The 22,116-nt window shown below is 73.2% G+C and carries 22 protein-coding genes; 13 read left to right on the forward strand and 9 right to left on the reverse strand.

From position 1 onward, the window contains the following. The first annotated feature begins 26 nt into the window (after positions 1-26). Positions 27-923 (forward strand): hypothetical protein, encoded by an 897-nt coding sequence (locus ACW9J6_RS19080; protein WP_457118082.1) that lies wholly within the window; start codon positions 27-29, stop codon positions 921-923. A gap of 13 nt (positions 924-936) precedes the next feature. Here ACW9J6_RS19080 and ACW9J6_RS19085 read toward each other — a convergent pair whose 3' ends face one another. Continuing rightward, positions 937-2,355: a substrate-binding domain-containing protein gene (locus ACW9J6_RS19085; protein ID WP_457118083.1), complete on the reverse strand. Its 1,419-nt coding sequence runs from the start codon at positions 2,353-2,355 to the stop codon at positions 937-939. Positions 2,356-2,727: 372 nt separating this feature from the next. On the opposite strand from ACW9J6_RS19085, the gene ACW9J6_RS19090 reads away from it, so the two are divergent. Together ACW9J6_RS19090 and ACW9J6_RS19095 are read left to right on the forward strand one after the other, a co-directional pair. After that, positions 2,728-3,741: a glycosyl transferase gene (locus tag ACW9J6_RS19090; RefSeq protein WP_457118084.1), complete on the forward strand. Its 1,014-nt coding sequence runs from the start codon at positions 2,728-2,730 to the stop codon at positions 3,739-3,741. Further along, positions 3,738-4,709 carry an NAD-dependent epimerase/dehydratase family protein gene (locus ACW9J6_RS19095; protein ID WP_457118085.1) on the forward strand — a complete coding sequence of 324 codons (972 nt, stop codon included), beginning with the start codon at positions 3,738-3,740 and terminating at the stop codon, positions 4,707-4,709. The genes ACW9J6_RS19090 and ACW9J6_RS19095 overlap by 4 nt, the downstream gene beginning before the upstream one ends. On the opposite strand, the gene ACW9J6_RS19100 is transcribed toward ACW9J6_RS19095, so the two are convergent. The 5 genes from ACW9J6_RS19100 to ACW9J6_RS19120 all read right to left on the reverse strand — a co-directional run bounded on the left by ACW9J6_RS19100 (position 4,664) and on the right by ACW9J6_RS19120 (position 10,303). Further along, the gene (locus ACW9J6_RS19100) at positions 4,664-5,320 is read right to left on the reverse strand and encodes a LabA-like NYN domain-containing protein (RefSeq protein ID WP_457118086.1); all 657 of its coding nucleotides are present in this window, start codon (positions 5,318-5,320) and stop codon (positions 4,664-4,666) included. The two genes, ACW9J6_RS19095 and ACW9J6_RS19100, sit on opposite strands and share 46 nt — an antisense overlap. A 189-nt stretch (positions 5,321-5,509) precedes the next feature. Beyond that, the gene (gene pyrE, locus ACW9J6_RS19105; RefSeq protein ID WP_457118087.1) at positions 5,510-6,100 is read right to left on the reverse strand and encodes an orotate phosphoribosyltransferase; all 591 of its coding nucleotides are present in this window, start codon (positions 6,098-6,100) and stop codon (positions 5,510-5,512) included. Positions 6,101-6,169: 69 nt separating this feature from the next. Continuing rightward, positions 6,170-8,395, reverse strand: coding sequence for a RelA/SpoT family protein (locus tag ACW9J6_RS19110; RefSeq protein WP_457118088.1), 2,226 nt, complete (start codon positions 8,393-8,395; stop codon positions 6,170-6,172). A gap of 237 nt (positions 8,396-8,632) precedes the next feature. After that, complete coding sequence (gene rpoZ, locus ACW9J6_RS19115; RefSeq protein ID WP_457118089.1) at positions 8,633-9,046, reverse strand: DNA-directed RNA polymerase subunit omega; 414 nt, start codon at positions 9,044-9,046, stop codon at positions 8,633-8,635. A 99-nt stretch (positions 9,047-9,145) separates the two neighbouring features. Beyond that, on the reverse strand, positions 9,146-10,303 hold the full coding sequence (locus ACW9J6_RS19120) for a caspase family protein (protein ID WP_457118090.1): 1,158 nt from the start codon (positions 10,301-10,303) through the stop codon (positions 9,146-9,148). Between the two features lie 119 nt (positions 10,304-10,422). Between ACW9J6_RS19120 and ACW9J6_RS19125 the strand changes: the two genes are divergently transcribed. The 4 genes from ACW9J6_RS19125 (at position 10,423) to hemW (ending at position 13,210) form a co-directional block, all read left to right on the forward strand. Beyond that, complete coding sequence (locus ACW9J6_RS19125) at positions 10,423-10,839, forward strand: acyl-CoA thioesterase (protein ID WP_457118091.1); 417 nt, start codon at positions 10,423-10,425, stop codon at positions 10,837-10,839. Between the two features lie 78 nt (positions 10,840-10,917). Continuing rightward, positions 10,918-11,178 carry a hypothetical protein gene (locus tag ACW9J6_RS19130; RefSeq protein WP_457118092.1) on the forward strand — a complete coding sequence of 87 codons (261 nt, stop codon included), beginning with the start codon at positions 10,918-10,920 and terminating at the stop codon, positions 11,176-11,178. Further along, the gene (locus tag ACW9J6_RS19135; RefSeq protein WP_457118093.1) at positions 11,175-11,489 is read left to right on the forward strand and encodes a YkgJ family cysteine cluster protein; all 315 of its coding nucleotides are present in this window, start codon (positions 11,175-11,177) and stop codon (positions 11,487-11,489) included. The genes ACW9J6_RS19130 and ACW9J6_RS19135 overlap by 4 nt, the downstream gene beginning before the upstream one ends. Positions 11,490-12,046: 557 nt before the next feature. Further along, entirely contained in the window at positions 12,047-13,210 is a 1,164-nt protein-coding gene (gene hemW / locus ACW9J6_RS19140; protein WP_457118129.1) for a radical SAM family heme chaperone HemW, read from the forward strand. A gap of 9 nt (positions 13,211-13,219) precedes the next feature. Here the strand turns inward: hemW and ACW9J6_RS19145 are convergent, their stop codons facing one another. Further along, positions 13,220-14,416 carry a penicillin-binding protein activator gene (locus tag ACW9J6_RS19145; RefSeq protein ID WP_457118094.1) on the reverse strand — a complete coding sequence of 399 codons (1,197 nt, stop codon included), beginning with the start codon at positions 14,414-14,416 and terminating at the stop codon, positions 13,220-13,222. Positions 14,417-14,575: 159 nt separating this feature from the next. Here ACW9J6_RS19145 and rsmI point away from each other — a divergent pair, with 159 nt between their 5' ends. Together rsmI and ACW9J6_RS19155 are read left to right on the forward strand one after the other, a co-directional pair. Continuing rightward, entirely contained in the window at positions 14,576-15,529 is a 954-nt protein-coding gene (rsmI, locus tag ACW9J6_RS19150; protein WP_457118095.1) for a 16S rRNA (cytidine(1402)-2'-O)-methyltransferase, read from the forward strand. Continuing rightward, positions 15,516-15,902: a YraN family protein gene (locus ACW9J6_RS19155; RefSeq protein WP_457118096.1), complete on the forward strand. Its 387-nt coding sequence runs from the start codon at positions 15,516-15,518 to the stop codon at positions 15,900-15,902. The genes rsmI and ACW9J6_RS19155 overlap by 14 nt, the downstream gene beginning before the upstream one ends. A 301-nt stretch (positions 15,903-16,203) precedes the next feature. Here the strand turns inward: ACW9J6_RS19155 and ACW9J6_RS19160 are convergent, their stop codons facing one another. Next, positions 16,204-16,518: a response regulator gene (locus ACW9J6_RS19160; RefSeq protein ID WP_457118130.1), complete on the reverse strand. Its 315-nt coding sequence runs from the start codon at positions 16,516-16,518 to the stop codon at positions 16,204-16,206. Positions 16,519-16,815: 297 nt separating this feature from the next. On the opposite strand from ACW9J6_RS19160, the gene ACW9J6_RS19165 reads away from it, so the two are divergent. The 4 genes from ACW9J6_RS19165 (at position 16,816) to ACW9J6_RS19180 (ending at position 21,054) form a co-directional block, all read left to right on the forward strand. Further along, positions 16,816-17,766 carry a glycine betaine ABC transporter substrate-binding protein gene (locus ACW9J6_RS19165; protein WP_457118097.1) on the forward strand — a complete coding sequence of 317 codons (951 nt, stop codon included), beginning with the start codon at positions 16,816-16,818 and terminating at the stop codon, positions 17,764-17,766. Then, positions 17,766-18,911, forward strand: a complete 1,146-nt coding sequence (locus tag ACW9J6_RS19170; protein ID WP_457118098.1) for an ABC transporter permease subunit — start codon at positions 17,766-17,768, stop codon at positions 18,909-18,911. Before ACW9J6_RS19165 ends, ACW9J6_RS19170 begins: the two co-directional genes overlap by 1 nt. Beyond that, complete coding sequence (locus ACW9J6_RS19175) at positions 18,908-19,678, forward strand: ABC transporter permease (RefSeq protein ID WP_457118099.1); 771 nt, start codon at positions 18,908-18,910, stop codon at positions 19,676-19,678. The genes ACW9J6_RS19170 and ACW9J6_RS19175 overlap by 4 nt, the downstream gene beginning before the upstream one ends. A gap of 269 nt (positions 19,679-19,947) precedes the next feature. Continuing rightward, the gene (locus ACW9J6_RS19180; protein WP_457118100.1) at positions 19,948-21,054 is read left to right on the forward strand and encodes a hypothetical protein; all 1,107 of its coding nucleotides are present in this window, start codon (positions 19,948-19,950) and stop codon (positions 21,052-21,054) included. 16 nt (positions 21,055-21,070) lie between these two features. On the opposite strand, the gene ACW9J6_RS19185 is transcribed toward ACW9J6_RS19180, so the two are convergent. Next, the gene (locus ACW9J6_RS19185; protein WP_457118101.1) at positions 21,071-22,090 is read right to left on the reverse strand and encodes a L,D-transpeptidase family protein; all 1,020 of its coding nucleotides are present in this window, start codon (positions 22,088-22,090) and stop codon (positions 21,071-21,073) included. Between the last annotated feature and the right edge of the window lie 26 nt (positions 22,091-22,116).

The raw sequence follows: 22,116 nt of genomic DNA on the forward strand, positions 1-22,116 counted from the left end.
ATCAGTGGACTGGTAGGCTCGACTTCATGCGCGCCAGAAACGCGGAGTGGCACGAGGCGGCGCCGCTCTCCTTCAGGTCGCTCTCCCGCGCCGGGATGCTGAGTGCGGCGCTCCCGCTCGTCCTCAGCCTCGTCTGGGCGCAGGTCCATGGAGCCGCCGACCGCGTCGCCCATCTCTCCGTCAAACTGCGCGTCGTTCCGGACCACGCGGAACCCGCCGGCGAAGGGACCGGCCGGGACTGCGAGGAGCGGGCGGACATTCCCGGTCGGGCGGATGACGGGCTGGTCGCGCTGAGCATCCGCAGCCCGTGCCGGGCCGGCGAGGTCGTGCACATCCGCACGGAGCACGTCGAGCGGGACGTGCGGCTCGATGGGCAGGGATACCTCAGCGCCGTCATCCCGGTCTTCAGCGATCCGGCCCTGATCCGCTGGGAGCGGCGCGACGGGCGGGACGAGGAGGCACGGGTCTCCGTGCCGGGGCTGCCGCAGGTGCTGAAGATCGTCCTGACCTGGCGCGGGGACCTGCCCCTGTCCCTGCACGTCGACGAGGCGATCCTGCGGCAACCGGCATCCGGTTGCGGGTGGGTCGCCCGCGGCGCCTCCTGCCGCGGGATCGGCCAGTTCGCGTCGCTTCTCGGCGGCCCGGGCCGGAATGTCGACGTCTACACGATCCCCCTCGCCGCGCTGCCGCCGCGCGGCCGGCTTCCCTACCAGGTGGTGTTCGATCCGGCGGCCGGCGACCGCCCCGGTCCGCGGGACCGCTACTGCGGCGAGGGCGAGGACGCCGCCCCGCTCTTCGAGGTCTGGACCGTCAGCCGGGGCACGATGCGCATCGAACGCAGGGGCGGTTTCTCCACGCTTCCCTGCGGACAGGGCGGGCTCGAGCGCCGCATCTCGCGCGGCGACATCCCGCTCGCCCCGTGAGGGGAGCGGCGGGTCACCGCATCCAGACCTCGACCCGGCGGTTCTTGCGCAGCCCGTCCTCGTTCGGCGCCTCCGCACTCCCGTCGCAGGCGACCGGCGCGAAGGATCCCAGGCCGCGGGCGGCGAGCTGGCGGGGCGGCACGCCGCGCGCGACGAGTTCCTGCATCACCGTCGCCGCCCGGCGCTCGGACAGAGCGATCTTGCGCGGCGTCGTCCCGCGGGAATCCGCGTAGCCGAGGATCATCACGCGCCGGTCGCGATTGCGCGGCTCCTTCAGGAGCGCGGCGAGCCGGTCGATGTCGCGCACCGCCTTCGAGTCGAGGTCGGCCCCCGCGCTGCGAAACCGGTAGGTGACCGACAGCCGGGCGGCCCCGGAGAGATCCCGGGCGAAGCGCCCGAGAAGCACCCGGTCCGATGCGGGGTCGCGGGCCGCCTCCGAGATGCGCCGGTCGCCGTAGCTCGCCTCCGACTCCACGATCATCAGGTCGATGAACTGGTTGCGGGTGATGATGGGCTGTGCCTTCTCCGAGAGCGCGTAGTCGATGAAGTCCGGGACGCGGGGGTGTGTCGGACGAGCGCCGGCGTACAGGAAGAGGCGGCGCGACAGCGGGTACTCCTCCGTCCTCACCAGGAACTCGCTCGGCGCGTAGCCGAGCCCGCATTCGAGGGCGATCTCGACGGGCTTGGCGTTGCGGGCATAGGCGATGCCGACGAAGCCGATCCCGTTTCGGTCGGCCGCGACGGCGTCGGACAGGTCCGAGGAGGATTCGAACGCCTGGGCGGCGGACGAGATCTTCCGCTTCTTCATGACCAGGGCCATGAAGGTGTCGAGGGTCCCGGACTTGTCGGCGCGACGATAGATGGTGATCGGGCCCGGATGTCCCCCGACCGCGGCCCAGTCGGTCGTCTCCCCGGCGAAGATCGCCGCGATCGCGTCGAGCGTCAGGCGCCCGACCGGATTGTCGCGGTTGACCAGAACGAGGAGGCCGTCGAGCGCCACCACGTGCTGCTGGGCGGGCGCCGAGAGGTCGCCGAGGCCGGCCGCGGCCGTTTTCGCCAGTTCCTCCTTGTTGATCTCACGCGACATCATCCCGAGATCCGCCTGGCCGTCGGCGAGCGCCGGCGGTGCCGTGCCGGACCCATGCGCGGCGAGTTCCGCGGTGAGGACCGTGCCGGCCGCTCCCCGGGCCGTCATGCTGCGATCCTCGGGCGTGCGACCGTCCAGCCACTGGACGTCCTCCGCCCCGAGCCGCCGCGCATAGGCTTCGAGGAGGTTGGGCATCAACTCCGCGCCGACCGTGTTGGAGCCGGCGATGCGCAGGGGACGGCCGCTGTCGCTCTGCCCCTCGCAGGCCGGAGCCGTGCAGGCCGTTCCCGCCGGACCACCGAGGGACTCGATCTGGCGGACCGAGGATCGAGGGACCCGAACCACTCCGTAGGACGTCCGGACGGTATAGATGTCACCTTCGTTCGACTCGACATCTCCGATCACGACCGTGCCGTCAACGGTCGTAATGCGCGACGCGGCCTGACATAGATCTGACAAAAACATCATGCAAAACATAGCCGCCGAGGTTAAACCGACGTATTTTGCAATTCGATCGATCATGAGGTCGTAAGTCCTTTGATCATCGCTCTTTATATTAATACAATATTGTGAATATATCATGACACCCGTAATATTATTGGCGTGAGCGACGGATGTCTCAGGAGCGTCACACCACCATCTCGCCGCCGAACGCGCGCGGTGGCCTCGGACCCGGCGCGGTTTCCCTCGCACCGGCAACCCGCGTAGATGGGCACCATGCACCTCTCCGCACCCCTCGCCGCCGTCCCGCTCGCCGCCATCCTTTCGGCAGGGCTCGTCCGGGCGATGATGCCCCTCCTGCAGCGCTACGCCCTCGCGCGGCCGAACGCCCGGTCGAGCCACGCGGTGCCGACGCCGCAGGGCGGGGGGATCGCGGTGATCGGGGCGGCCATCCTGGTGGCGGCGGCCCTGTGGCCGGGCCCTCTCGGCCGCGAGGCCCTGCTTCTGGCCGCCGCGACCCTCGGGCTCGCCCTCGTCGGCGCCGTCGACGACCTGAGCCCGCTGCCGGCCCTGCCGCGGCTCCTCCTCCAGGCGCTGGCGGTCGCCGCCGCGCTCGCGGCGAGCGGCGGACGGCTGTGGCCGGACCTGCCCGCGGGGCTGGAATGGGGGCTCGCGCTCCTCGCCGGCCTGTGGTTCGTCAACCTCGTGAACTTCATGGACGGGCTCGACTGGATGACCGTGGCGGAGGCCGTGCCGGTGCTCGGGGCGCTGCTGCTGATCGGGCAGGCCGGCCTCCTGGCGCCGGGGGCGAGCGTCGCGGCCGGCGCCCTGCTCGGCGGCGTCCTCGGCTTCGCGCCGTTCAACCGGCCGGTGGCGCGGCTCTTCCTCGGCGATGTCGGCTCCCTGCCGCTCGGGCTCGTCCTCGCCTGGCTGCTGCACGGGCTCGCGGTCGGACCGCATCCGGGCGGCCTCGCCGCCGCGATCTTGCTGCCGCTCTACTACCTGGCCGATGCGACCCTCACCCTGCTCCGGCGCCTGCGGGCCGGGGAGCGGGTGTGGGAGGCGCACCGCACGCATTTCTACCAGCGCGCCACCGCGAACGGGCGGAGCGTGCGCGCGGTGACCGGGACGGTGTTTCGCCTCAACCTCGCCCTGGCCCTGCTCGCGGGCGCGACCCTGGCCTGGCCGTCCTGGCCCGTCGCGGCCGGGGCGCTCGCGGCCGGCATCGCCCTCGTGGCGGGGGTGCTGCGCGCCTTCGCGACTCCCCGCACCCTCCCGGTGACCGCATGACCCCACGCCCGCTCATCGCGCTCACGGGCGCCACCGGCTTCATCGGCCGGCACCTCCTCGCCGACCTGACGGGCCGCGGCTACCGCGTCCGGGTGCTGCTGCGCCGCCCCACCGCGCTGCCGCCCGGCGCGAGCGGCGCCGTGGTCGGCGACCTCGCCCGGCCGCAGAACATGGCGGCGGCGCTCTCGGGGGTCGACGCGGTGGTCCACTCGGCCGGCCTCGCGCACGCCATGTCGGGGGCGCCCGAGGATGATTACCGGACCTTCAACACCGAGGCGACGCGCGGCCTCGCGCAGGCCGCCGCCCGCGCGCGGGTGCGCCGCTTCGTGTTCCTGTCCTCGATCCGCGCGCAATGCGGCCCCGCCGCGCCCGGGATCCTGACCGAGGCGGATCCGCCCGCGCCCACCGACGCCTACGGCCGCTCGAAGCTCGCCGCCGAGGAGGCGCTCGCCGCCGTCGAGATCGACTTCGCGGCCCTGCGCCCGGTCCTCGTCTACGGCCCGGGGGTGAAGGGGAACATGGCGGCCCTGCTCGCTCTCGCGGCCAAGCCCCTGCCGCTGCCCCTCGGGGGCCTGCGCGGGCGCCGCTCGCTCGTCTCGGTCGAATCCCTCGCGGGCGCGGTGGCGGCGGTGCTGGAGACGCCCGGTCCGCTGCGCCGGCCGCTGATCGTCGCCGAGCCGGACCCGCTCACGGTGCCGGAGATGCTGGCCGCCCTGCGCGCGGGACTGGGACGACCGCCCGGTCTGCTGCCGGTGCCCGCGGGCCTGCTCGCGGCGGCCCTGCGGCTCGCGGGACGGGGCGAGGCGGCCGAGCGCCTCGCCGGGTCCCTGGTCGCCCGCGCGGACGCGCTCGCCGGCCTCGGCTGGAGCGCGCCGCGCGGCAGCCGGGCGGGACTCGAAGCCCTCGCCCGGCACGCCGCCGATCAGTCCTCCTCGGCCTCCTCGTCGGGGCCCGGACGGATGCCGTAGCGCTGCTCCAGGTTGGCGGAGGGGCGCGGCGCGTAGCGCTCGCCGCCCGGCCCCTCGCCCTGCGGGCGCATCGGGCGGGTCGGACGGTCACCCTGCTCGCGGCCGATCCGCGGGATCAGCTGGACGATGTCGACGAAGTCGTCCGCCTGCCGCCGCAGGTCGTCGGCGACCATGGGCGGCTGTGTCTGGATCGTCGAGACCACGGTCACCCGCACGCCGCGCCGCTGCATCGCGGCGACCAGGGGCCGGAAATCCCCGTCGCCGGAGAACAGCACCATGTGGTCGATGTAGGGGCTGAGCTCTAGGGCATCGATGGTGAGCTCGATGTCCATGTTGCCCTTGATCTTGCGGCGCCCGGTCGAGTCCGTGAACTCCTTGGCGGGCTTGGTCACGACCCGATAGCCGTTGTAATCGAGCCAATCGATCAGCGGCCGGATCGACGAGTACTCCTGGTCCTCGACCAGCGCCGTATAGTAAAAAGCCCTGATCAGGTTCTCGCGCGCGCGAAAATCCGCGAGAAGCTTCCTGTAGTCGATGTCGAAGCCCAGTGCCTTGGTGGTCGCGTAAACATTAGCGCCGTCGATAAAGAGGGCGCTGCGCTGATATGTCATTTGATAATCCTAAGCCGCCCGGTCGACGCGGCGGTGCGTCCAGATTTCCGAGAACACGGCGCAAAAGAATGGGTCGGATGGGTGTGACGACATCCGCCGCGTCGGGCGCGCCGGCCCGCGGCCCCGCAATGGGGCTGAGGTAAGGAGTGGGGACGCTCCGTGTCAAGCTCGGCGGTGGCGCCCCCCCGATCAGCCCGCCGCGATCGCGCGGCTGCCGGGCTTGACCGCCGGGGTCGCGGCGAGGTCCGGGGGCAGCTGGTCGGCCGGGTAGTTGGGAATGTCGAGGGTGGCGAGCGCCGCGAAGGGCACGCCGAGATCCGCCCGGCCGCCCGAGCGGTCGATGAGGCAGGCCGCGCCGACGACCGTCCCGGGCTCATTGGCCAGGGCCGCGAGGCATTCCCGCGACGACAGGCCGGTGGTGACGATGTCCTCCACCATCACGGCCCGGCTGCCGGCCGGGATGGAGAAGTCGCGCCGGAGCTGGAAGGGTCCGCCGGGGTCGCGCTCGACGAAGATCGCCCGCGCCCCGAGCGCCCGCGCGGTCTCGTAGCCCGGCACGATGCCGCCCACCGCCGGCGAGACCACGAGGTCGACGGCGCCGTAGCGCTCCCGGATCAGCGCGGCGAGGCCGGCGCAGACGCGCTCCGTCCGCACGGGATCGCTGAAGATCGCCATCTTCTGCAGGAAGACCCGGCTGTGCAGCCCCGACGAGAGGACGAAATGGCCCTCGAGCAGGGCCCCGGCGGCACGGAACTCGTCGAGCAGGGCGTCGGGCGTCATCTGAGGAACCTCGGGCGGCGTGGTCCGCGGCTTGTGGCAGGGGCCGGGGCGGCGTGCAACCGCCGCCGGTCAGCCGTTCACCCGCTCGACGCGGCTCACCACCCGCTTGGCCCGCAGCTCCGAGATGATCGCGTTCAGGTGCTTGAGGTCCCAGACCGACAGGTCGATCGTCACCTCGGTGAAGTCCTGGCTGCGCCGCTTCATCGAGATGTTGTCGATGTTGCCGTCGTGGTCGGCGATGACCTGGGCGATCTGGGCGAAGCTGCCCGGCTCGTTGATCGACTGCAGGGCGATGCGGGCGGGGAAGCGCTGGTTGCTGCCGCCGTCCACGTCCCAGCGGACGTCGAGCCAGCGGTCGGGCTCGTTGTCGAAATCGGCGAGCGCCGGCGACTGGATCGGGTAGATGGTCACGCCCTCGCCGGGCGTGAGGATGCCGACGATGCGGTCCCCCGGCACGGCCCCGCCCTCCGGCGAGAACCGCACGGGGAGGTCCCGGTCGAGGCCGCGGATCGGGATCGCGCCCTCGCCCCCCGCCTTGTCGCCGCCCTTGCCCCCCTGTCCCGGCCAGGTGAGCCGGACGGTCTGGTCCTTGTCGAGGGAGAGGCGGCCCGCCCCGTTCACGTGCGGCTTCGGCCCCGTCGCGGCGGGCTGGCTGCGGCGCTCGTCCTTGTAGTCCGGGTAGACCGCCCGCACCACGTCGCCCGAGAACATCTCGCCGCGCCCCACCGCCGCGAACACGTCCTCCGGGGAGGTGCGGGCGAGGCGGGGCAGGGCGCCGCGCAGCTTCTCGTCCGAGAAGTTCTTGCCGGCCCGTTCGAAGGCCCGATCGAGGATCTGGCGCCCGAGGCCCGCATATTGCCGCCGCACCGCCGAGCGGGTGGCGCGCCGGATCGCCGCCCGCGCCTTGCCGGTGACGACGAGGGATTCCCAGGCGGCCGGCGGGGTCTGGCCATCCGCGCGCACGATCTCGACCTCGTCGCCGTTCTGGAGTTCCGTCAGGAGCGGGGCGATGCGCCCGTTGATCTTGGTGCCGACCGCGGCGTTGCCGAGTTCGGTGTGGACCGCGTAGGCGAAGTCGATCGGGGTGGCGCCGCGGGGCAGCGCGATCAGCCGGCCCTTCGGGGTGAAGCAGAAGACCTGGTCCTGAAAGAGCTCGAGCTTGGTGTGCTCCAGGAACTCCTCCGGGCTGTCGCCCTCGGCCAGGAGCTCGATGGTCCGGCGCAGCCACTGATAGGCGCCGCTCTCGGTGGCGAGGTGGGGCGAGCCGTCCTTGTAGAGGGCGTGCGCGGCGATGCCGTACTCGGCCACCTCGTCCATCTCGGCGGTGCGGATCTGCAGCTCGACGCGCTGACTCTTCGGCCCGATCACGGTGGTGTGGATCGACCGGTAATCGTTCTGCTTGGGCGTCGAGATGTAATCCTTGTAGCGCCCGGGCACCATCGGCCAGGTCGTGTGCACGATGCCGAGCGCCCGGTAGCAGGTGTCGACCGAATCGACGATCACCCGGAAGCCGAAGACGTCGGAGAGCTGCTCGAAGGCGATCGACTTGCGCTCCATCTTGCTCCAGATGGAGTAGGGCCGCTTCTGGCGTCCCTTGACGGTGGCGGTGATGCCCTTGGCGGCGAGCCTCTGGACGAGGTCACGCTCGATGCTCTCGACGAGGCGCTCCGACTTCGTGGTCAGGTCGTCGAGCCGCTTGGTGATGGTGGCGTAGACCTCGGGCTTGAGGTTGCGGAAGGACAGGTCCTCCAATTCCTCGCGCAGCTCCTGCATGCCCATGCGGCTGGCGAGCGGCGCGTAGATGTCGAGGGTCTCCTGCGCGATGCGCACCCGCTTCTCGGGCGGCATGTGCTGTAGGGTGCGCATGTTGTGCAGGCGGTCGGCGAGCTTGACGAGCAGCACGCGCACGTCCGCCGCGATGGCGAGGAGCAGCTTGCGGAAGTTCTCGCCCTGGGCGGCCTGCTTCGAGACGAGGTCGAGGCGCTTGATCTTCGTCAGCCCGTCGACGAGCGTGCCGATCTCGGGCGAGAAGGTGCGGTTGATCTCCTCCAGGGTGGCGGCGGTGTCCTCGACGGTGTCGTGGAGCACCGCGGCCACGATGGTGGCGTCGTCGACCCGCAGGTCGGTCAGAATCGCCGCGACCTCGAGCGGGTGGGCGAAGAACAGGTCGCCGGACGCGCGCTTCTGCGAGCCGTGCGCCCGCATCGCGTAGACGTAGGCCCGGTTGAGCATCGCCTCGTCGGCGGCGGGGTTGTAGGCCTTGACCCGCTCGACGAGTTCGTACTGGCGCATCATCCGCCGGTGGTCTCCTGGCTCCCTGCCGCCCGACAGGGGCGGCGCGCCGTCGCCTGCGAGGAACCGCGCGGGCCTGCCGGACGAGGCGTGAGGGGATGACCGACTATCGGGGGGAATCCGCCTTCGCGCCAGCCCCTTATGGTCGCGGTCGGGCTTGAACGGGGCCCGAAACGCAGGAACCCGGCGCGAGGGCCGGGTTCCGAAAGGTCGCCAGGGAGGGGGGCCAGGGAGGAGGGCTCAGTCGCCCTCGTCCTCGGTCTCGGTCGGCGGGGCGAGGTTCTCGAGGCCGCGCAGGAGGTCCTCCTCGCTCATCCGGTCGAAGGTGACCTCGCTGTCGTCGCCCGAGGAGGATTGCGGCGCCACCGCGGCGGCGGCCGGGGAGCTCGACAGCAGCGGCACGGCCTCGGCCTCCGGCTCGTCGACCTCGACGTATTTCTGCAGCGAGTGGATCAGCTGCTCCTTGAGGTCGTCCGGCGTGATGGTCTCGTCGGCGATCTCGCGCAGGGCGACGACCGGATTCTTGTCGCGGTCGCGATCGACGGTCAGGGGCGCGCCGGACGAGAGCAGCCGGGCGCGATGGCCGGCGAGCAGGACGAGCTCGAACCGGTTCTCGACCTTGTCGATGCAATCTTCAACGGTGACGCGAGCCATGCGCGGCTCCTTCCTTCGGACGATCTCGGCGTGTCGGGAGGCCGCCTGTCTACACGAGATGTCCTTTGCCAACAAGCGGGTGACCGTCCCGGGGGCGTCTCAGGGCCCGGGCGGCGCCCGGCGGCAGCAGCCGACGTAATCGCCGTGCACCCAGCCCGTCTCGCCGCCGCGCAGGCGCACGTTGAGCCACGCGCCCTGGCGCCCGATCACCGTGAACAGCGCCTCGGGCCCGAGCTTGGACAGGCGCACCCCGGCGCCGCCCGGGCGGCTGCGCAAGGCGAGCCAGTTGTCGCCCGCAGGGTCCAGCCCGACCGGGAAGCTGTAGCCCGCGGGCCGGTCCGTCGGCGGCGGGGCGGGCAGGGGCGCGGCGACGCGCGGCGGGGGAAGCGCGGGAACGGGCGCCGGGCGCGGCCCGGGGGGAAGGGCCTGCGGCCGCTCGGAGGGCGGCGCCTCGCCCCCCGCGAGGCTGATGAAGCGCGCGCCCCGCACCTCGTTGTAATAGGCGGGCACCTGCTTGTGCGGCACCGTGTCGGCGAGCTTGACCACCTCGTCGCGCACCGTCTCGCCGAGGTCGATCAGGCTGAGCCCCGGCCGCCGGATCTGCGCGACGAAGACGCGGGTGAAGACCGAGTTCGGGCTCGGATCCTGCCCCGGCAGGCGGTCGAGGGCCTGCTGCCCGGCTCCCGCCGCGTAGAGGGAGAACACCCCCTCGGCGGGCTCGGTGCGCGAGAGGCCGCGGGAGAGGCCGACCGCGCGGGTGCCGCTGCGCGGGAAGGGATTGTCCCGGCAGGCGTCGATGACCATCACTACGACCCGCGCGCCCCTCTCCCGCAGGGCGGCGCTGAGATCCGCCTCGGCGAGCGCCCGGGTGCGGGCGAGGAGTTCCTGCCCGGGCTCGATGGCCGGGATGTCGGAGGGGATCAGGTAGTTGGTGCCCTGCAGCGCGATGCCGTGGCCCGCGAAGTAGAACAGGGCCGTGTCGCCCGGCTGCACCTGCTCGGCGAAGGCCGAGAACCGGCGCAGGAAGGTCTCCTGCGTGACCGAGGCCGTGAGCAGCGTGACGCGGAAGCCCACCGATTCGAGGGCCCCGCCGACCGCCCTGGCATCCGCCACCGGCCGCTCCAGGGCGGCCCCGGGACCGAGGTTCGGGTAGGTGTCGACGCCCACCACGAAGGCGAGGCGGCTCTCGGCGCATGCCGGCGCCGCGGCGAGCAGCGCGCAGACGAGCAGGAACAATCGTAGACCGACGCGCCCCACGCTCCCCTCCCGCTGCGCGTAGCAGTAGCGGTCGCCCTTCCGTGCCGCAACGGGAGTGCGTGTCGCCCCGCGCGCGAAGGCCCTATGCTGGGCGCGACGGGGATGGAGGCCGAGAACCGATGACGAGCGAGGACGAGGCGACGCACCAGCCGACCGGCGAGCTGACGGTCCGCACGATCGCGATGCCCGGCGACACCAACGCCAACGGCGACATCTTCGGCGGCTGGGTGATGGCGCAGATGGACGTGGCGGGCGGCATCGCCGGGGTCGACCGGGCGCAGGGGCGGGTGGTTACGGTGGCGGTCGAGGCGATGAGCTTCATCCGCCCGGTGCGCGTGGGCGACGTGCTCTGCGTCTACACCCGCGTCACCCATGTCGGGCGGACCTCGATGAAGATCCAGATCGAGGCCTGGGCGCGGCGCTTCCGCACGCAGCTGCGCGAGAAGGTGACGGAGGCGACCTTCACCTTCGTGGCGATCGACGACGAGGGACGGCCGCGGCCGGTGCCCCCTGCGGCCAAGGCAGAGCGGCCATGACGCGGCAGTAGGGGACCGTTCAGCCTCGCCGCGCATTGATAGGGTCCGCCGCGCTGCGCGGCCCCCCCGGAGTCGGGCATGCTGGATATCTGGTTCGAATCGATGCTCCTGGCCGTCGAGGCCCAGGGGGTCATCGCGCAGCGCCTCGTGAAGCTCGCGGCCTTCGACGCCGCCGCGGCGGTCGAGGCGGAGCGCATGGTGAGCGAGAAGGTGAGCGCGCTGGTCGAGGCCTCCGGCACGCTGCTGGCCGGCGGCGGCCTGGGCGCCGTCGTCTCGCGCTACCGCGAGCACGTCGCCGCCAACGCCCTGCGCCTCGCCCTTCCGCCGCCCGCCGAGTGAGCGCCCCCTTCGCCTGCCAGGCCTGCGGGGCCTGCTGCGCTTATTCGGCCGAGTGGCCGCGCTTCTCGACGGAGGACGATTCCGCGATCGCGGCGATTCCCGAAGCCTTCGTGGACGACCCGGCCGGGCGGATGCGCTGCGAGGGCGACCGCTGCAGCGCGCTGGAGGGCCGGATCGGCGAGGCTGTGCGCTGCCGCGTCTACGCGGTGCGGCCCGAGGTCTGCCGCACCTGCGAGCCGGGGGACCCTGAATGCCTGATGGCGCGGCGGCGTCACGGACTTCCGGTGCCGGCGGAGGGGCTCTCGCCCTGAGCGGGAAGCGGCGCTTCGGACGGCCGGGATGGCCCGCGGGTTTCCATCGCGCTCCCCCCTTTTCCGGACACTGCAGCGTCAGCGGAAGAAGATCCGGAAATCAGATGACGAATCGCCGCGAAGCGGCTCCGCATGGCAGAATTGAAATTGCAAAGCGGACGCTTCGCGGTGTCTCGCGCTGGTTTCCGGGTCGCATTCCGCTGGCGCTGCATGCGCCCGGAAAAAAGGGACCTTGGTAGGAAGTAAGCACTTCTCGGTGTCGTCTACGGGAGCTTACCAGCCCGGTGACGGACTGAGTGCCGTCACTCTCAAAACAGCCTGCCTCAAATCCCGCAGCAACGACAATGCCTTGCGAGCGCGTTCTCTTTTCCGAGCCTGCGCGGAGGTACTCTGCTCTGCCCAGGAGCTTCGCGCCGCACGCTTGAGCAAGGCCGGGTTCCGCATTGTAACGCGATGCGGCGTACCGCCACCGGACGCGCGAGCGCTCCGGCGGATGACGACGGGACGCGGCGTCGCGCGGGCTTGTGCCGGAGGCCGCGCGGCGGCACATGCGGCGGATGATCGATCATCCGACCCGGGACGTCGGCTTCGGGGTCTACCTGCACTGGCCGTTCTGCGCGGCGAAGTGCCCGTATTGCGACTTCAACAGCCACGTCCGCCACGCACCGCCCGACGAGGCGGCCTGGCGGGCGGCCTTCGCGCGCGAGATCGCGCATGTCGCCGCGCTCACGCCCGGCCGCACCGTGACCAGCGTCTTCCTCGGCGGCGGCACGCCCTCGCTGATGCGGCCTGCCACGGTCGGCGCGCTCCTCGACGCGGTGGCGGGAGCCTGGGGCCTCGCCCCCGGGGCCGAGATCACCCTGGAGGCGAACCCGACCAGCGTCGAGGCCGAGCGCTTCCGCGGCTACCGGGCCGCCGGGGTCAACCGGGTGTCCCTGGGCGTCCAGGCCCTGGAGGACGGAGCGCTGAAGCGGCTCGGGCGCCTGCACAGCGTCGCGGAGGCGCTCGCCGCCGTCGACACCGCGGCGCGGCACTTCGAGCGCTTCTCGTTCGACCTCATCTACGCCCGGCCCGACCAGACGCCCGCCGCCTGGGCGGCCGAGCTGCGGCAGGCGATCGCGCGGGCGGCCGAGCACCTGTCGCTCTACCAGCTCACGATCGAGGAGGGGACCCCGTTCCACGGCCTCGCGGCCGCCGGCAAGCTCGTGCCGCCGGACGAGGACACGGCCCGTGCCCTCTACGACGTGACGCAGGAGGTCTGCGCCGCCGCGGGGTTGCCGGCCTACGAGATCTCGAACCACGCCCGGCCGGGCGCCGAATCGCGTCACAACCTCCTGTACTGGCGCTACGGCGAGTATGCGGGGATCGGTCCCGGCGCCCATGGCCGGCTCGTCCTGCCCCAGGGCCGCACCGGCACGGTGACGGAGCGCGCGCCGGAGGCGTGGCTCGACCGCGTCGCCCGGGAAGGCCACGGCATCGTCCGCACCGAGCCGCTCGCGCCGGAGGAGGAGGGCGACGAGTTCCTGCTGATGGGGCTGCGCCTCGCCGAAGGGATCGACCCGGCCCGGTTCGCCGCCCTGGCGGGCCGGCCGCTCGACCGGGCGCGCCTCGACGGGCTGGTGGCGGCGGGGCTGCTGCGGGTGACCGAGGCGGGCCGCATCGCGGCGACGACGAAGGGTGCGCCGGTGCTCAACGCCGTCGTCGCCGAGGTGGCGGCCTGAGGAAGGCTCTCAGGTGCCCGACGGACCCAGCGCCCGCGGCGCGGGGCTGACGATCGTCGTCGTGCCGCCGCGGACCTCGTAGACCGCGAGCGCCCGCTCGCTCGGACCGTCGGGCTTGAAGCGGAAAGTGCCGTCGATCCCCGCGAAGCCCGAGGGGTTGGTGAGGCTTGTCTCGGCGAAGCGCTGCGTCCCGTACTGCCGGTTGAGCGCCGCGGCGAGCGACACCGCGTCGTAGGCGAGCGAGGCGACGCGGACCGGGTCGGTGCCGAAGCGGGTCCGGTAGCGCTGGGCGAAGCTCGCGTAGCCGCCCGGATCGACCGCCGCGAACCACCCCCCCTGCAGGGCCGGCAGGGCGAGGGCCCGCGGGTCGTTCCAGATCGCTGTGCCGATCGGCTTGACCCGGGTCGGGTTGAAGCCGGCGCGGGTCAGCGCCCCGGCCGGGCCGGCGATGCCCTCGGGCGTGTCGGGCAGGAACAGCACGTCCGCCTGCGCCCCAGGCCCCGTGACCAGCGGCGCGATGCGGGCCACCGCTGCCGCCGGGTTGCCGGCCGGGTAGCGCTCGATCGCCACCACGCGCCCGGCCTTGCGGGCCACCGCCTCGCGGAACTGCGCCTCGACCACGTTGCCGTAGGTGGTCTCCGGGATCAGCGCCGCGAAGGAGTGGCGGCCGGCGGCCGAGACCTCCTCGACCACCCGGTCGACCTCCGGCTGCGGCAGGAAGCTCAGGAGGTAGACGCCGCGTCCGGCAACGCTGACATCGGTGGAGAACGCGACGAGCGGCTTGCCGGCCGGCCGCAAAGTGGAGGCGGCCGCCTGGACGCTGCCGGCGAAGAGCGGCCCGATCACCAACTCGGCCCCCTCGGCCAGGGCGGCGGCGGAGGCCTCGCGGGCGCCCTCGGGCGTGCCGCGGTCGTCCTTGACGAGGATGCGCAGGTCCGGGTTCTGGAACTCCTCGACGGCGAGCTCCGCGGCGTTGCGAAGCGCCGTGCCCGCCGCCGCCCCCGGCCCGGTGAGCGGCACGATCAGCGCCAGCTTCACGCTGCCCTGGCCGATCGTCGCGGTGCCGGCGGCGGGCGGCGCAGGTGCCTCGGCCATCGGGCGGGTCGCGGAGACCTGGCTCACGCTTCCGCCGCAGGCCGACACCGCGAGGGCGATGAGCCCGCTCAGGCCCAGCCGCCCCCGCCACCCGAAGCGCAACGCCGCCATCGCCCCCGCTCCCCCGCCGCGACCGCCCCGACGCCCCCGAGGATCACGCCCGCTGCATAAAGTCTCCTCAGAAAAAGTAAACGACAGGTCGTAGACCAAGTCGAACACGCGCGGCGATCCCCATGGCCAGCCGTGCCGCCGACGTGCGAGAACCGCGCCATGAGCGACCGTGCCGACGATTCCTCCCGCCGCCCCCCCGCGCCCGGCCGGGGACCGGGCGTGTTCACCGCCTTCGGGCTCGCCGCGGAGGCCGAGCCCCTGGCGCCGGGCCTGCACGTGGTGGCGACCCCGATCGGCAACCTGAAGGACGTGACCTTCCGGGCGCTCGGGACCCTCGCGGCGGCCGACGCGGTGCTCGCCGAGGACACCCGCGTCACCCGCACGCTGCTGGCGCATTACGGCATCACCACCCCGCTCCTGTCCTACCACGAGCATTCGGGCGACCTCGTCCGCGAGCGCATGGTCGCCCGGATGAAGGCGGGCGAGGCCCTGGCCCTGGTCTCGGACGCGGGCACCCCGCTCGTCTCGGATCCGGGCTTCAAGCTGGTCCAGGCGGCCATCGCCGAGGGTCTGACCGTCACGCCGGTGCCCGGAGCCTCGGCGGCCATCACGGCGCTCATGGCCGCCGGCCTGCCCACCGACCGCTTCTTCTTCGAGGGGTTCCTGCCGCAGAAGGCGGGGGCGCGGCGCAGCCGGCTCGCGGCACTGGCGGGCGTGCCCGGCACCCTGGTGCTGTTCGAGGCGCCCCACCGCCTGCCCGAGATGCTGGCCGACGCCGCCGACGTGCTGGGTGGCGGGCGGGCCGCCGCCGTGGCCCGCGAACTCACCAAGCTGTTCGAGACCGTGCGGCGGGGCGACCTCGCCTCGCTCGCCGCCGACTACGCGGCGTCGGGGCCGCCGAAGGGCGAGGTGGTGGTGGTGATCGGCGCCGCCGTGGAGGCCCCTCCCGGTCCCGAGCAGGACGCGGACCTCGACGCGCGGCTCGAGGCGGCGCTCGCGCGCCACTCGATCAAGGACGCGGCCGCGCTCGTCGCCGACGAGACCGGCCAGAAGCGGCGCGACGTCTACGCCCGCGCCCTCGCGCTCGCCCGGCGCGGCGATGACGGCGAGTGAGCGCGCGGCGCGGCGGCGGCGCGCCACCTACCTGCGCGGGCACGGGGCGGAACGCCTCGCGCTGCTGGCCCTGCTTCTCAAGGGCTACAGGCCCGTCGCGCGGCGCTTCGCGGCGGCGGGCGGGGAGATCGACCTCGTGGTGCGGCGCGGCGGCGTGGTGGTGTTCGTCGAGGTGAAGGCCCGGCCGACCCTGGACGCGGCGGCGGCCGCCATCGACGCGCGCAAGCGCCGCGCCTTCTCACGGGCGGCCCGCGCCTGGATGGTGCGTCATCCCTGGAGCACCCGCCTGACGCTGCGCGCGGACGCAGTCTTCGTGGCGCCGCGGCGCTGGCCGCGCCACCTCGTCCACGCCTTCGACCTCGATCTTTCCTGACGCGGCGCAGTGCTGAGGCCGCTTGGCAAGCCGAGGCCCGCCGTTCATCTTGCGTGCAGCGCACCATCGCTAGGGTGCCGGAGCTGGGCAGCCGGGAGGGGCGAGATGCGGAGTGGGTTCGGCTGCGAGTCCTGCGGGAGCCCCGCGGTGCGCTTTCCCGACGTCCTGCACGAGGACGCTCCGGTGCAGTGCGATCGCTGCGGCTGCATCCTGATGGCCTGGGGCGCCTTCAAGCGGCGCGTCGAGGCCGAGGCGAACCGGCCCGCCGCCGCATCGGCGGCGCGCCCGGATCCGGAGGCGCTCAGCCCGGATTGCCCTGGATCGCCGCGATCAGGGTGCGCTTGAGATCCTGCTGGCTGAACGGCTTCTGCACCACGGGGCGGTCGCGGAACGGCTCGCGGATCCCCGCCCCGCCGTAGCCGGTCGAGAAGACAAGCGGCAGGCCGCGCCGTACCACCGCCTCGGCCACCGGATAGATCGGCTCGCCCGCGACGTTGACGTCGAGGATCGCGACCGCGAAGCTCTCCTTCTCGGCCATCTCCAGCGCCGTGCTCAGCCGCGCGGCCGGGCCGACGATGTCGCAGCCGAAATCCAGGAGCATGTCCTCCAGGAGCATGGAAATCGCCGCTTCGTCCTCGACCACCAGGACGCGGGCCCCGTTCAGGATCTGATCGCTTGTGTCCGTGCTCACGCCGGAGGCTCTTTCCTCAACACCTCGCACCGAGGTCACGTGTCACCCTGGCTTGGTCCGGATCGCCGCTGGCCGCCAGGGCGACGGCTCGGCTCGGCCGCGCTCGCCGCGGTACTGCTTCCCCGCGGGCGGGGAGGCGGTTGAGGCGTCGCCCGGAACGGGCAGCATGTCAAGCGGGGCCTCGGGCAAAGGCCGCTACGGTTAAGTCTTACGGATGACAGGATGAAAAGGGACTTTTCCAGCCTCCCGGTCCGGCCGACGGGAAACCGCCGCACCCTTCTTCTCGGCCTCGCGGCCGCGCTGGCCCCCGGCCGCGCCGCCGCGCAAGAGACGCCTTTGCAGGAGAAACCCGTGACGGTCGCCTCGAAGGCCGACGCGGAGGGGACGCTGCTCGGTCAGATCATCCTCCAGACCCTGCGCCGCCTGGCGATTCCCGTGGTCGACCGGCTGCAGCTCGGCCCGACCCGGATCGTGCGCACCGCGATGATCGCCGGCGAGATCGACGCCTATCCGGAATATACCGGCAACGCCGCCTTCTTCTCCGGCACCGACACCGATCCGGCCTGGACCTCGGCGGAGGCCGCGATCGCGGCAGCGCGGCGCTTCGACGCCCCGCACGGCCTCGTCTGGCTCGCGCCGGCGCGCGCCAGCAATTCCTGGCAGCTCGCCGTCCAGGGAGCACTGGCCCGGCGCGAGGGGCTCAGCGGGATGGCGGATTTCGCGCGGGCCGTGCGGGCCGGGCTCATCGATCTCGCGGCCTCGGCGGAGTTCGTGGAGAGCCCGGCGGCCCTGCCGGCCTACGAGCGGGTCTACGGCTTCACCCTGCCGCGCGAGCGGATCGTGGTGCTCCCGGGCGGGGATACGTCCGTGACCCTGCGGGCCGCCGCGCAGGGCATCGGCGGCATCAATGCCGGCATGGTCTACGGAACCGACGGGGCGATCAGCGTGCTCGACGTGGTGGTGATGGACGATCCGAAGGCGGCCCAGATGGTCTACGCCCCCGCGCCGGTCTTCCGCGAGGCCGTCCTCGCGCGCTATCCGGCGATCGCCCCGGCGCTCGACGGGATCTTCACTCGGCTCGACCAGGCGACGCTGCGGCGCCTCAATGCCGCCATCACGGTCGAGGGCGAGACCCCCGAGGCCGTGGCGCGGCGCTACCTGGCGCAGACGTGATGCCGGCCCGCTTCCCCGTCCCGCGCGGCGGCGCCGCGGCCGCGGCGGGCGCCGCCCTGGCGGCGCTGGCCCTGCTGCCGCTGCTGACCTTGGCGCCGAACCGCCTCGTGCCCGGCGCGCCCGTCGCCGCGGGCGGGACCGCCCTCTGGGCCGGGCTCCTCGCCCTGGTCGCGGCGGGGCTCTCCGGGCCGCGCGGCCGGGCGCCGGGGCTTCTCGCGGCGGCGGCCGCGCTCGCCGGCCTCGCCGTCCTCGCCCTCGGCCTCGGCGGTGTCGCCGCCGGGCTGCTGGCCGGGCGCCCGCCCGCCACCCGGATCTCCCTCGGCGCCGGGGCCTGGATCGCCGCCCTCGCTCTGACCGTGCTGGCGGGCGAGGGCGCCCGCGCGAGCGGGGCGCGGGGGGCGGCGCCCCTAGCGATCGGTGCCGCGCTCGCCGGCGTGGTCCTCGCCGCGGCGAGCGGGCATCTCGACGGCCTCTCGCTCGTCGTCGAGTACCACGCCCGCGCGGCGGCGATCCGCGGGGCCGTGCTCCAGCACCTCGCGCTGGCGGGCGGCGCCCTCGCCCTCGCCCTCGCCGCCAGCGTGCCGCTCGCGCTGCTGCGCCTGCGCGGCGGCGCGGCCGCCCGGGCGATCGACGCCGTGATCAGCGGGGTCCAGGTGGTGCCGGCCCTGGCGCTCTTCGCGGCGCTCGTCTCCCTCCTCTCCGGCCTGCTCGCGTGGGTGCCGGGATTGCGCGCCCTCGGCCTCGGTGCGATCGGCCCCACGCCCGCGGTGATCGGCACCGGCGCCTACCTCGCGCTGCCGCTGGTGCGCAGCCTCGCCGAGGGCCTCGCCTCGCCGGATCCCGTGGTGATCGAGACCGCGGGCGCGCTCGGCCTGCGCCGGAGCCAGATCCTGCTGAGGGTGCGGTTGCCCCTCGGCGCACCGATCCTGCTCGGCGGATTGCGGGTCGCGGCGGTGCAGAGCATCGGATTGTCCACCCTCGGGGGCCTCGTGGGGGCGGGCGGGCTCGGCGCCGTGGTGTTCGACGGCATGGCGCAGTTCGCCCCCGACCTGATCGTGCTCGGGGCGCTGCCGGTGATCGGGCTGTCGCTCGCCGCCGATCGCGGCCTGGCCGCGCTCGGCCCTCGCCCGGCCGCCGCGTCATGACCCGGTCCTCCTCCGCGCCGCACGTCTCCGCCGCGCTTGCGAGCGGGGGGGTCGGCCTCCTCCTCGCCGCCGCCGCGCATCCCCTCGCCGCCGCCGGGCTCGCCCGGCTGCTCGGACTCCAGACCGGTGCGCCCGTGCCGCTCGACCGCCTGCTCTGGCTCGCGCAGCGCCACCTCCTCCTCGCGCTCGGCGGCTTCGCGGTCGCCGCCGGACTCGGACTCGCGCTCGGGATCCTGGCCGGCCGGACCGCCAGCCCGCGCCTGCGCGGCGCGATCGATTCCCTCGCCGCGGCCGCGCAAGCGGCGCCGCCCGTGGTGGTGATCGGGCTGGCGCTGCCGATTCTCGGTTTCGGAGCGCCGCCGACGCTTCTCGCCCTCGCGCTCTACGGCCTGATGCCGGTTCTGCGCGCCACCAGCGACGGCCTCGCGACCGTGCCGCCGGACGTGCGGGCAGCCGCCACCGCCATGGGGCTGACCCCCGTCCAGGTGTTCTGGACCGTCGACCTGCCCCTCGCCGCCGGCCCGATCCTCGCGGGCCTGCGGGTGGTGATGGTCGTCGCCATCGCCACCGCGGCGGTCGGGGCGCTCGCGGGCGCCTCGACCCTGGGCACTCCGATCGTGGTCGGCCTCCAGAACCAGAACGGCCTCGCGCTGCTCCAGGGCGCCGCCGCCGTCGCCGCGCTCGCCTTCCTGGCGGACGCGGTCTTCCTCGCCGCGGAGGCGCGGCTGCGTCCACGCGGGACCGCGTCGGACGACGGGTCGCGGTGACGCCGGCCCGCCGGGACGCTGCGCGAGGGCATTCGACCGATGGATCGACCGGAAAGCGGCGACACCGCATCGTCGATCGATCGTATGTCTCGATCTTTTCTCAATTTATCTGATGGAAACATACAGAATTGAATCATTTGTAGTTTTGCAATACAACAAATTGCCAAATTTAAGCCGCTTTCCAGCCAGAGGCTATGCCCCTGACGTCTACCCGTGAGCGCCGCGGAAGCGTTCTCGGCGCGCTTCCGCCCGGTCCCCGGAGATCAGCGATGCGCCGCGCCATCATCCACATCGGCACGCCGAGAACCGGCAGCTCGTCCCTTCAGACGCTGCTGTTCCGGCATCGCGGGGCGCTGCGCGAAGCGGGCATCGTGTATCCGGACCTGACGCCTTCGGGCGCGCGCCCGCATCTCAGCCACCAATATCTCGGCGCCGCGCTGGCGGGTCGGCGGCCGCGCCGCGAGTGCCGCGACCTACTCGCCACCCTGGACGGCACCCTCGCGGCGAGCACGGCGGACGTGGCGCTGATCTCCTACGAGAGCCTCTGCCTGCTGCCCTCCTGGCACCGGGCGCCCCGGATCCTCTGCGACCTGCTCGAGAGCCGCGGCTTCCGGCCCGAGATCCTGGTGGTCCTGCGGCCCCAGGCCGAGGCCCTGCAGTCGCAATACCTCTGGCGCCTGCAGTTCCTGCGGGAGTCTCGGCCCCTGGCGGCCTGCTTCGCGGCGGATCTCCGGCAGCGGCGCCTCGACTACCTGTACGGGGTCTCGGGATGGGCGCGGGCCGCCGGCGGACGGGTCCACCTCGTGCCCTACCGGGACCGTCGGTCGGACGCGCTCCTCACCGCGCGGATCGCGGCGGAACTCGGGCTGGCGGACAGGCTGGTGCCGCTCCTGAGCCCGGAGGACCTCGCCCTGTGCAGCAATCGCAGCCTCGACGCCGTGTCGGCGGAGGTGGCCCGGCGCCTGCACCGGGCCGGCAGCGTCCTGTCCCAGGATCGGGCGCGGGCGGTGACGATGCGCGTCGAGGCGCTGGCGGCGGAGCGCGGCCTCGCCGGGCCGGTCTTCCAGGGGCTCGACGCCGACCTGCGCGCGCAAGCGGCCGGCTTCCACCGGACCACGAACGATCTCCTCGCCCGCCACGTCTGGGGGACCGACTGGGCGGACCGGGTCGAGGAAGCCGCGGGTGGCCCCGTGACCGAACGCGCCGGCCGCGAGACCGGCCCCGGCGCCGAGGGCGCGGTCACCGAACTTCTGCGGCTGGTGCGGGCGGAATGCAGCCCGGCGGCGCGACCGTCCGGCCTCGCCCGCGCCCTCGACCGGATCCGGACCGAGTGCGCCGCGACCCTCCGGCGGGTGCCGGTGCCGGGACTGCACTGACGCCGGCGCGGGCGGTTCAGCCCCCGATCTCGACCGTCGCGCCCTTGCCGACGTGCCGGGCGAGGTCCCGCACGTCCCAGTTGGTCAGCCGGATGCAGCCATGCGATTCCGACTTGCCGATCTTCTCGGGCTCCGGCGTGCCGTGGATGCCGTAGGACTCGACCGAGAGGTCGATCCAGACCAGGCCGACCGGGTTGTTCGGTCCCGGCTTGATCGTGAACTTGTGCTTCGCGGAGACGCCCTTGAAGGCGTATTTCGGGTCGTAAGTGTAGTCGGGATTGAAGACGACGCTCTCGACCTTAAAGGTGCCCTGCGGGGCGGGCTTCTCCTCGCTGCCGACGGTGGCCGGGTAGACGGCGACGAGGGTGCCGTCGCGGTCGAGGGCGCGCAGCTGCGCGGCCTCCTTGTCGACGACGATGCGGGCGACCTTCGGCTCCTCGGGCAGGCCCTTCGCCGGGGGACGGTCCGTCCCCATGGGCGGGACGGCGGCCACGGTCACCACGGTGCCGGCCTTGGCGAGGTCCTTGTCGGGGTTGAGCGCGTCGAACAGCGCCCGGCTCATGTGGAACCGCTCCGCCAGCATCTCGGCCGGGCCGGTATAGGCCAGGGCCTTGAGGTCGGCCTGCTCCTCCATCTTCTCCGGGATCTCCTGGGCGTAGGGTCCCTCCGCGTCCTCGCGGGTGAGGGTGTAGTCGACGAGCACCGGATCCTGGCTCGTCTGCGTCAGGGCCGTCCAGAGATCCCCGTCGAGGCGGCCGCTCGCCTTGACGCCCTTGATCTCCGCGAAGGCGCGCAGCGCGCCGCGCAGGTTGTCGCCGTCGCGCCCGTCGATCGCGCCGGGCGAGACATGCGCCCGGTCGAGGAGCACCTGCGCCTTGATCAGCACCGGATCCGGGCGCTTGCCGGCGGGCTTGCGGCCCTCGTCGGCCCGCAGATCCGCGCCGTTGACCGTGTCGCGGTCGAGGGCGGGCTCGGCGGCCCGCGCGAGCCCGACCGCCGCCAGCATGAGTCCCAGTCCCGCAACCGCCCGCCGCATGATCGAACCCTCCGCCCTCGCGCGGG

Source organism: Methylobacterium sp. JK268 (assembly GCF_054052225.1).

Excerpts from the sequence above, each read along its gene's own strand:
- ACW9J6_RS19080 (WP_457118082.1), top strand. The coding sequence starts at position 27 with ATGCGCGCCAGAAACGCGGAGTGGCACGAGGCGGCGCCGCTCTCCTTC.
- ACW9J6_RS19090 (WP_457118084.1), top strand. The coding sequence starts at position 2,728 with ATGCACCTCTCCGCACCCCTCGCCGCCGTCCCGCTCGCCGCCATCCTT.
- ACW9J6_RS19095 (WP_457118085.1), top strand. The coding sequence starts at position 3,738 with ATGACCCCACGCCCGCTCATCGCGCTCACGGGCGCCACCGGCTTCATC.
- ACW9J6_RS19100 (WP_457118086.1), bottom strand. The coding sequence starts at position 5,320 with ATGACATATCAGCGCAGCGCCCTCTTTATCGACGGCGCTAATGTTTAC.
- pyrE (WP_457118087.1), bottom strand. The coding sequence starts at position 6,100 with ATGACGCCCGACGCCCTGCTCGACGAGTTCCGTGCCGCCGGGGCCCTG.
- ACW9J6_RS19110 (WP_457118088.1), bottom strand. The coding sequence starts at position 8,395 with ATGATGCGCCAGTACGAACTCGTCGAGCGGGTCAAGGCCTACAACCCC.
- rpoZ (WP_457118089.1), bottom strand. The coding sequence starts at position 9,046 with ATGGCTCGCGTCACCGTTGAAGATTGCATCGACAAGGTCGAGAACCGG.
- ACW9J6_RS19125 (WP_457118091.1), top strand. The coding sequence starts at position 10,423 with ATGACGAGCGAGGACGAGGCGACGCACCAGCCGACCGGCGAGCTGACG.
- ACW9J6_RS19130 (WP_457118092.1), top strand. The coding sequence starts at position 10,918 with ATGCTGGATATCTGGTTCGAATCGATGCTCCTGGCCGTCGAGGCCCAG.
- hemW (WP_457118129.1), top strand. The coding sequence starts at position 12,047 with ATGATCGATCATCCGACCCGGGACGTCGGCTTCGGGGTCTACCTGCAC.
- ACW9J6_RS19145 (WP_457118094.1), bottom strand. The coding sequence starts at position 14,416 with ATGGCGGCGTTGCGCTTCGGGTGGCGGGGGCGGCTGGGCCTGAGCGGG.
- rsmI (WP_457118095.1), top strand. The coding sequence starts at position 14,576 with ATGAGCGACCGTGCCGACGATTCCTCCCGCCGCCCCCCCGCGCCCGGC.
- ACW9J6_RS19155 (WP_457118096.1), top strand. The coding sequence starts at position 15,516 with ATGACGGCGAGTGAGCGCGCGGCGCGGCGGCGGCGCGCCACCTACCTG.
- ACW9J6_RS19160 (WP_457118130.1), bottom strand. The coding sequence starts at position 16,518 with ATGCTCCTGGAGGACATGCTCCTGGATTTCGGCTGCGACATCGTCGGC.
- ACW9J6_RS19165 (WP_457118097.1), top strand. The coding sequence starts at position 16,816 with ATGAAAAGGGACTTTTCCAGCCTCCCGGTCCGGCCGACGGGAAACCGC.
- ACW9J6_RS19170 (WP_457118098.1), top strand. The coding sequence starts at position 17,766 with ATGCCGGCCCGCTTCCCCGTCCCGCGCGGCGGCGCCGCGGCCGCGGCG.
- ACW9J6_RS19175 (WP_457118099.1), top strand. The coding sequence starts at position 18,908 with ATGACCCGGTCCTCCTCCGCGCCGCACGTCTCCGCCGCGCTTGCGAGC.
- ACW9J6_RS19180 (WP_457118100.1), top strand. The coding sequence starts at position 19,948 with ATGCGCCGCGCCATCATCCACATCGGCACGCCGAGAACCGGCAGCTCG.
- ACW9J6_RS19185 (WP_457118101.1), bottom strand. The coding sequence starts at position 22,090 with ATGCGGCGGGCGGTTGCGGGACTGGGACTCATGCTGGCGGCGGTCGGG.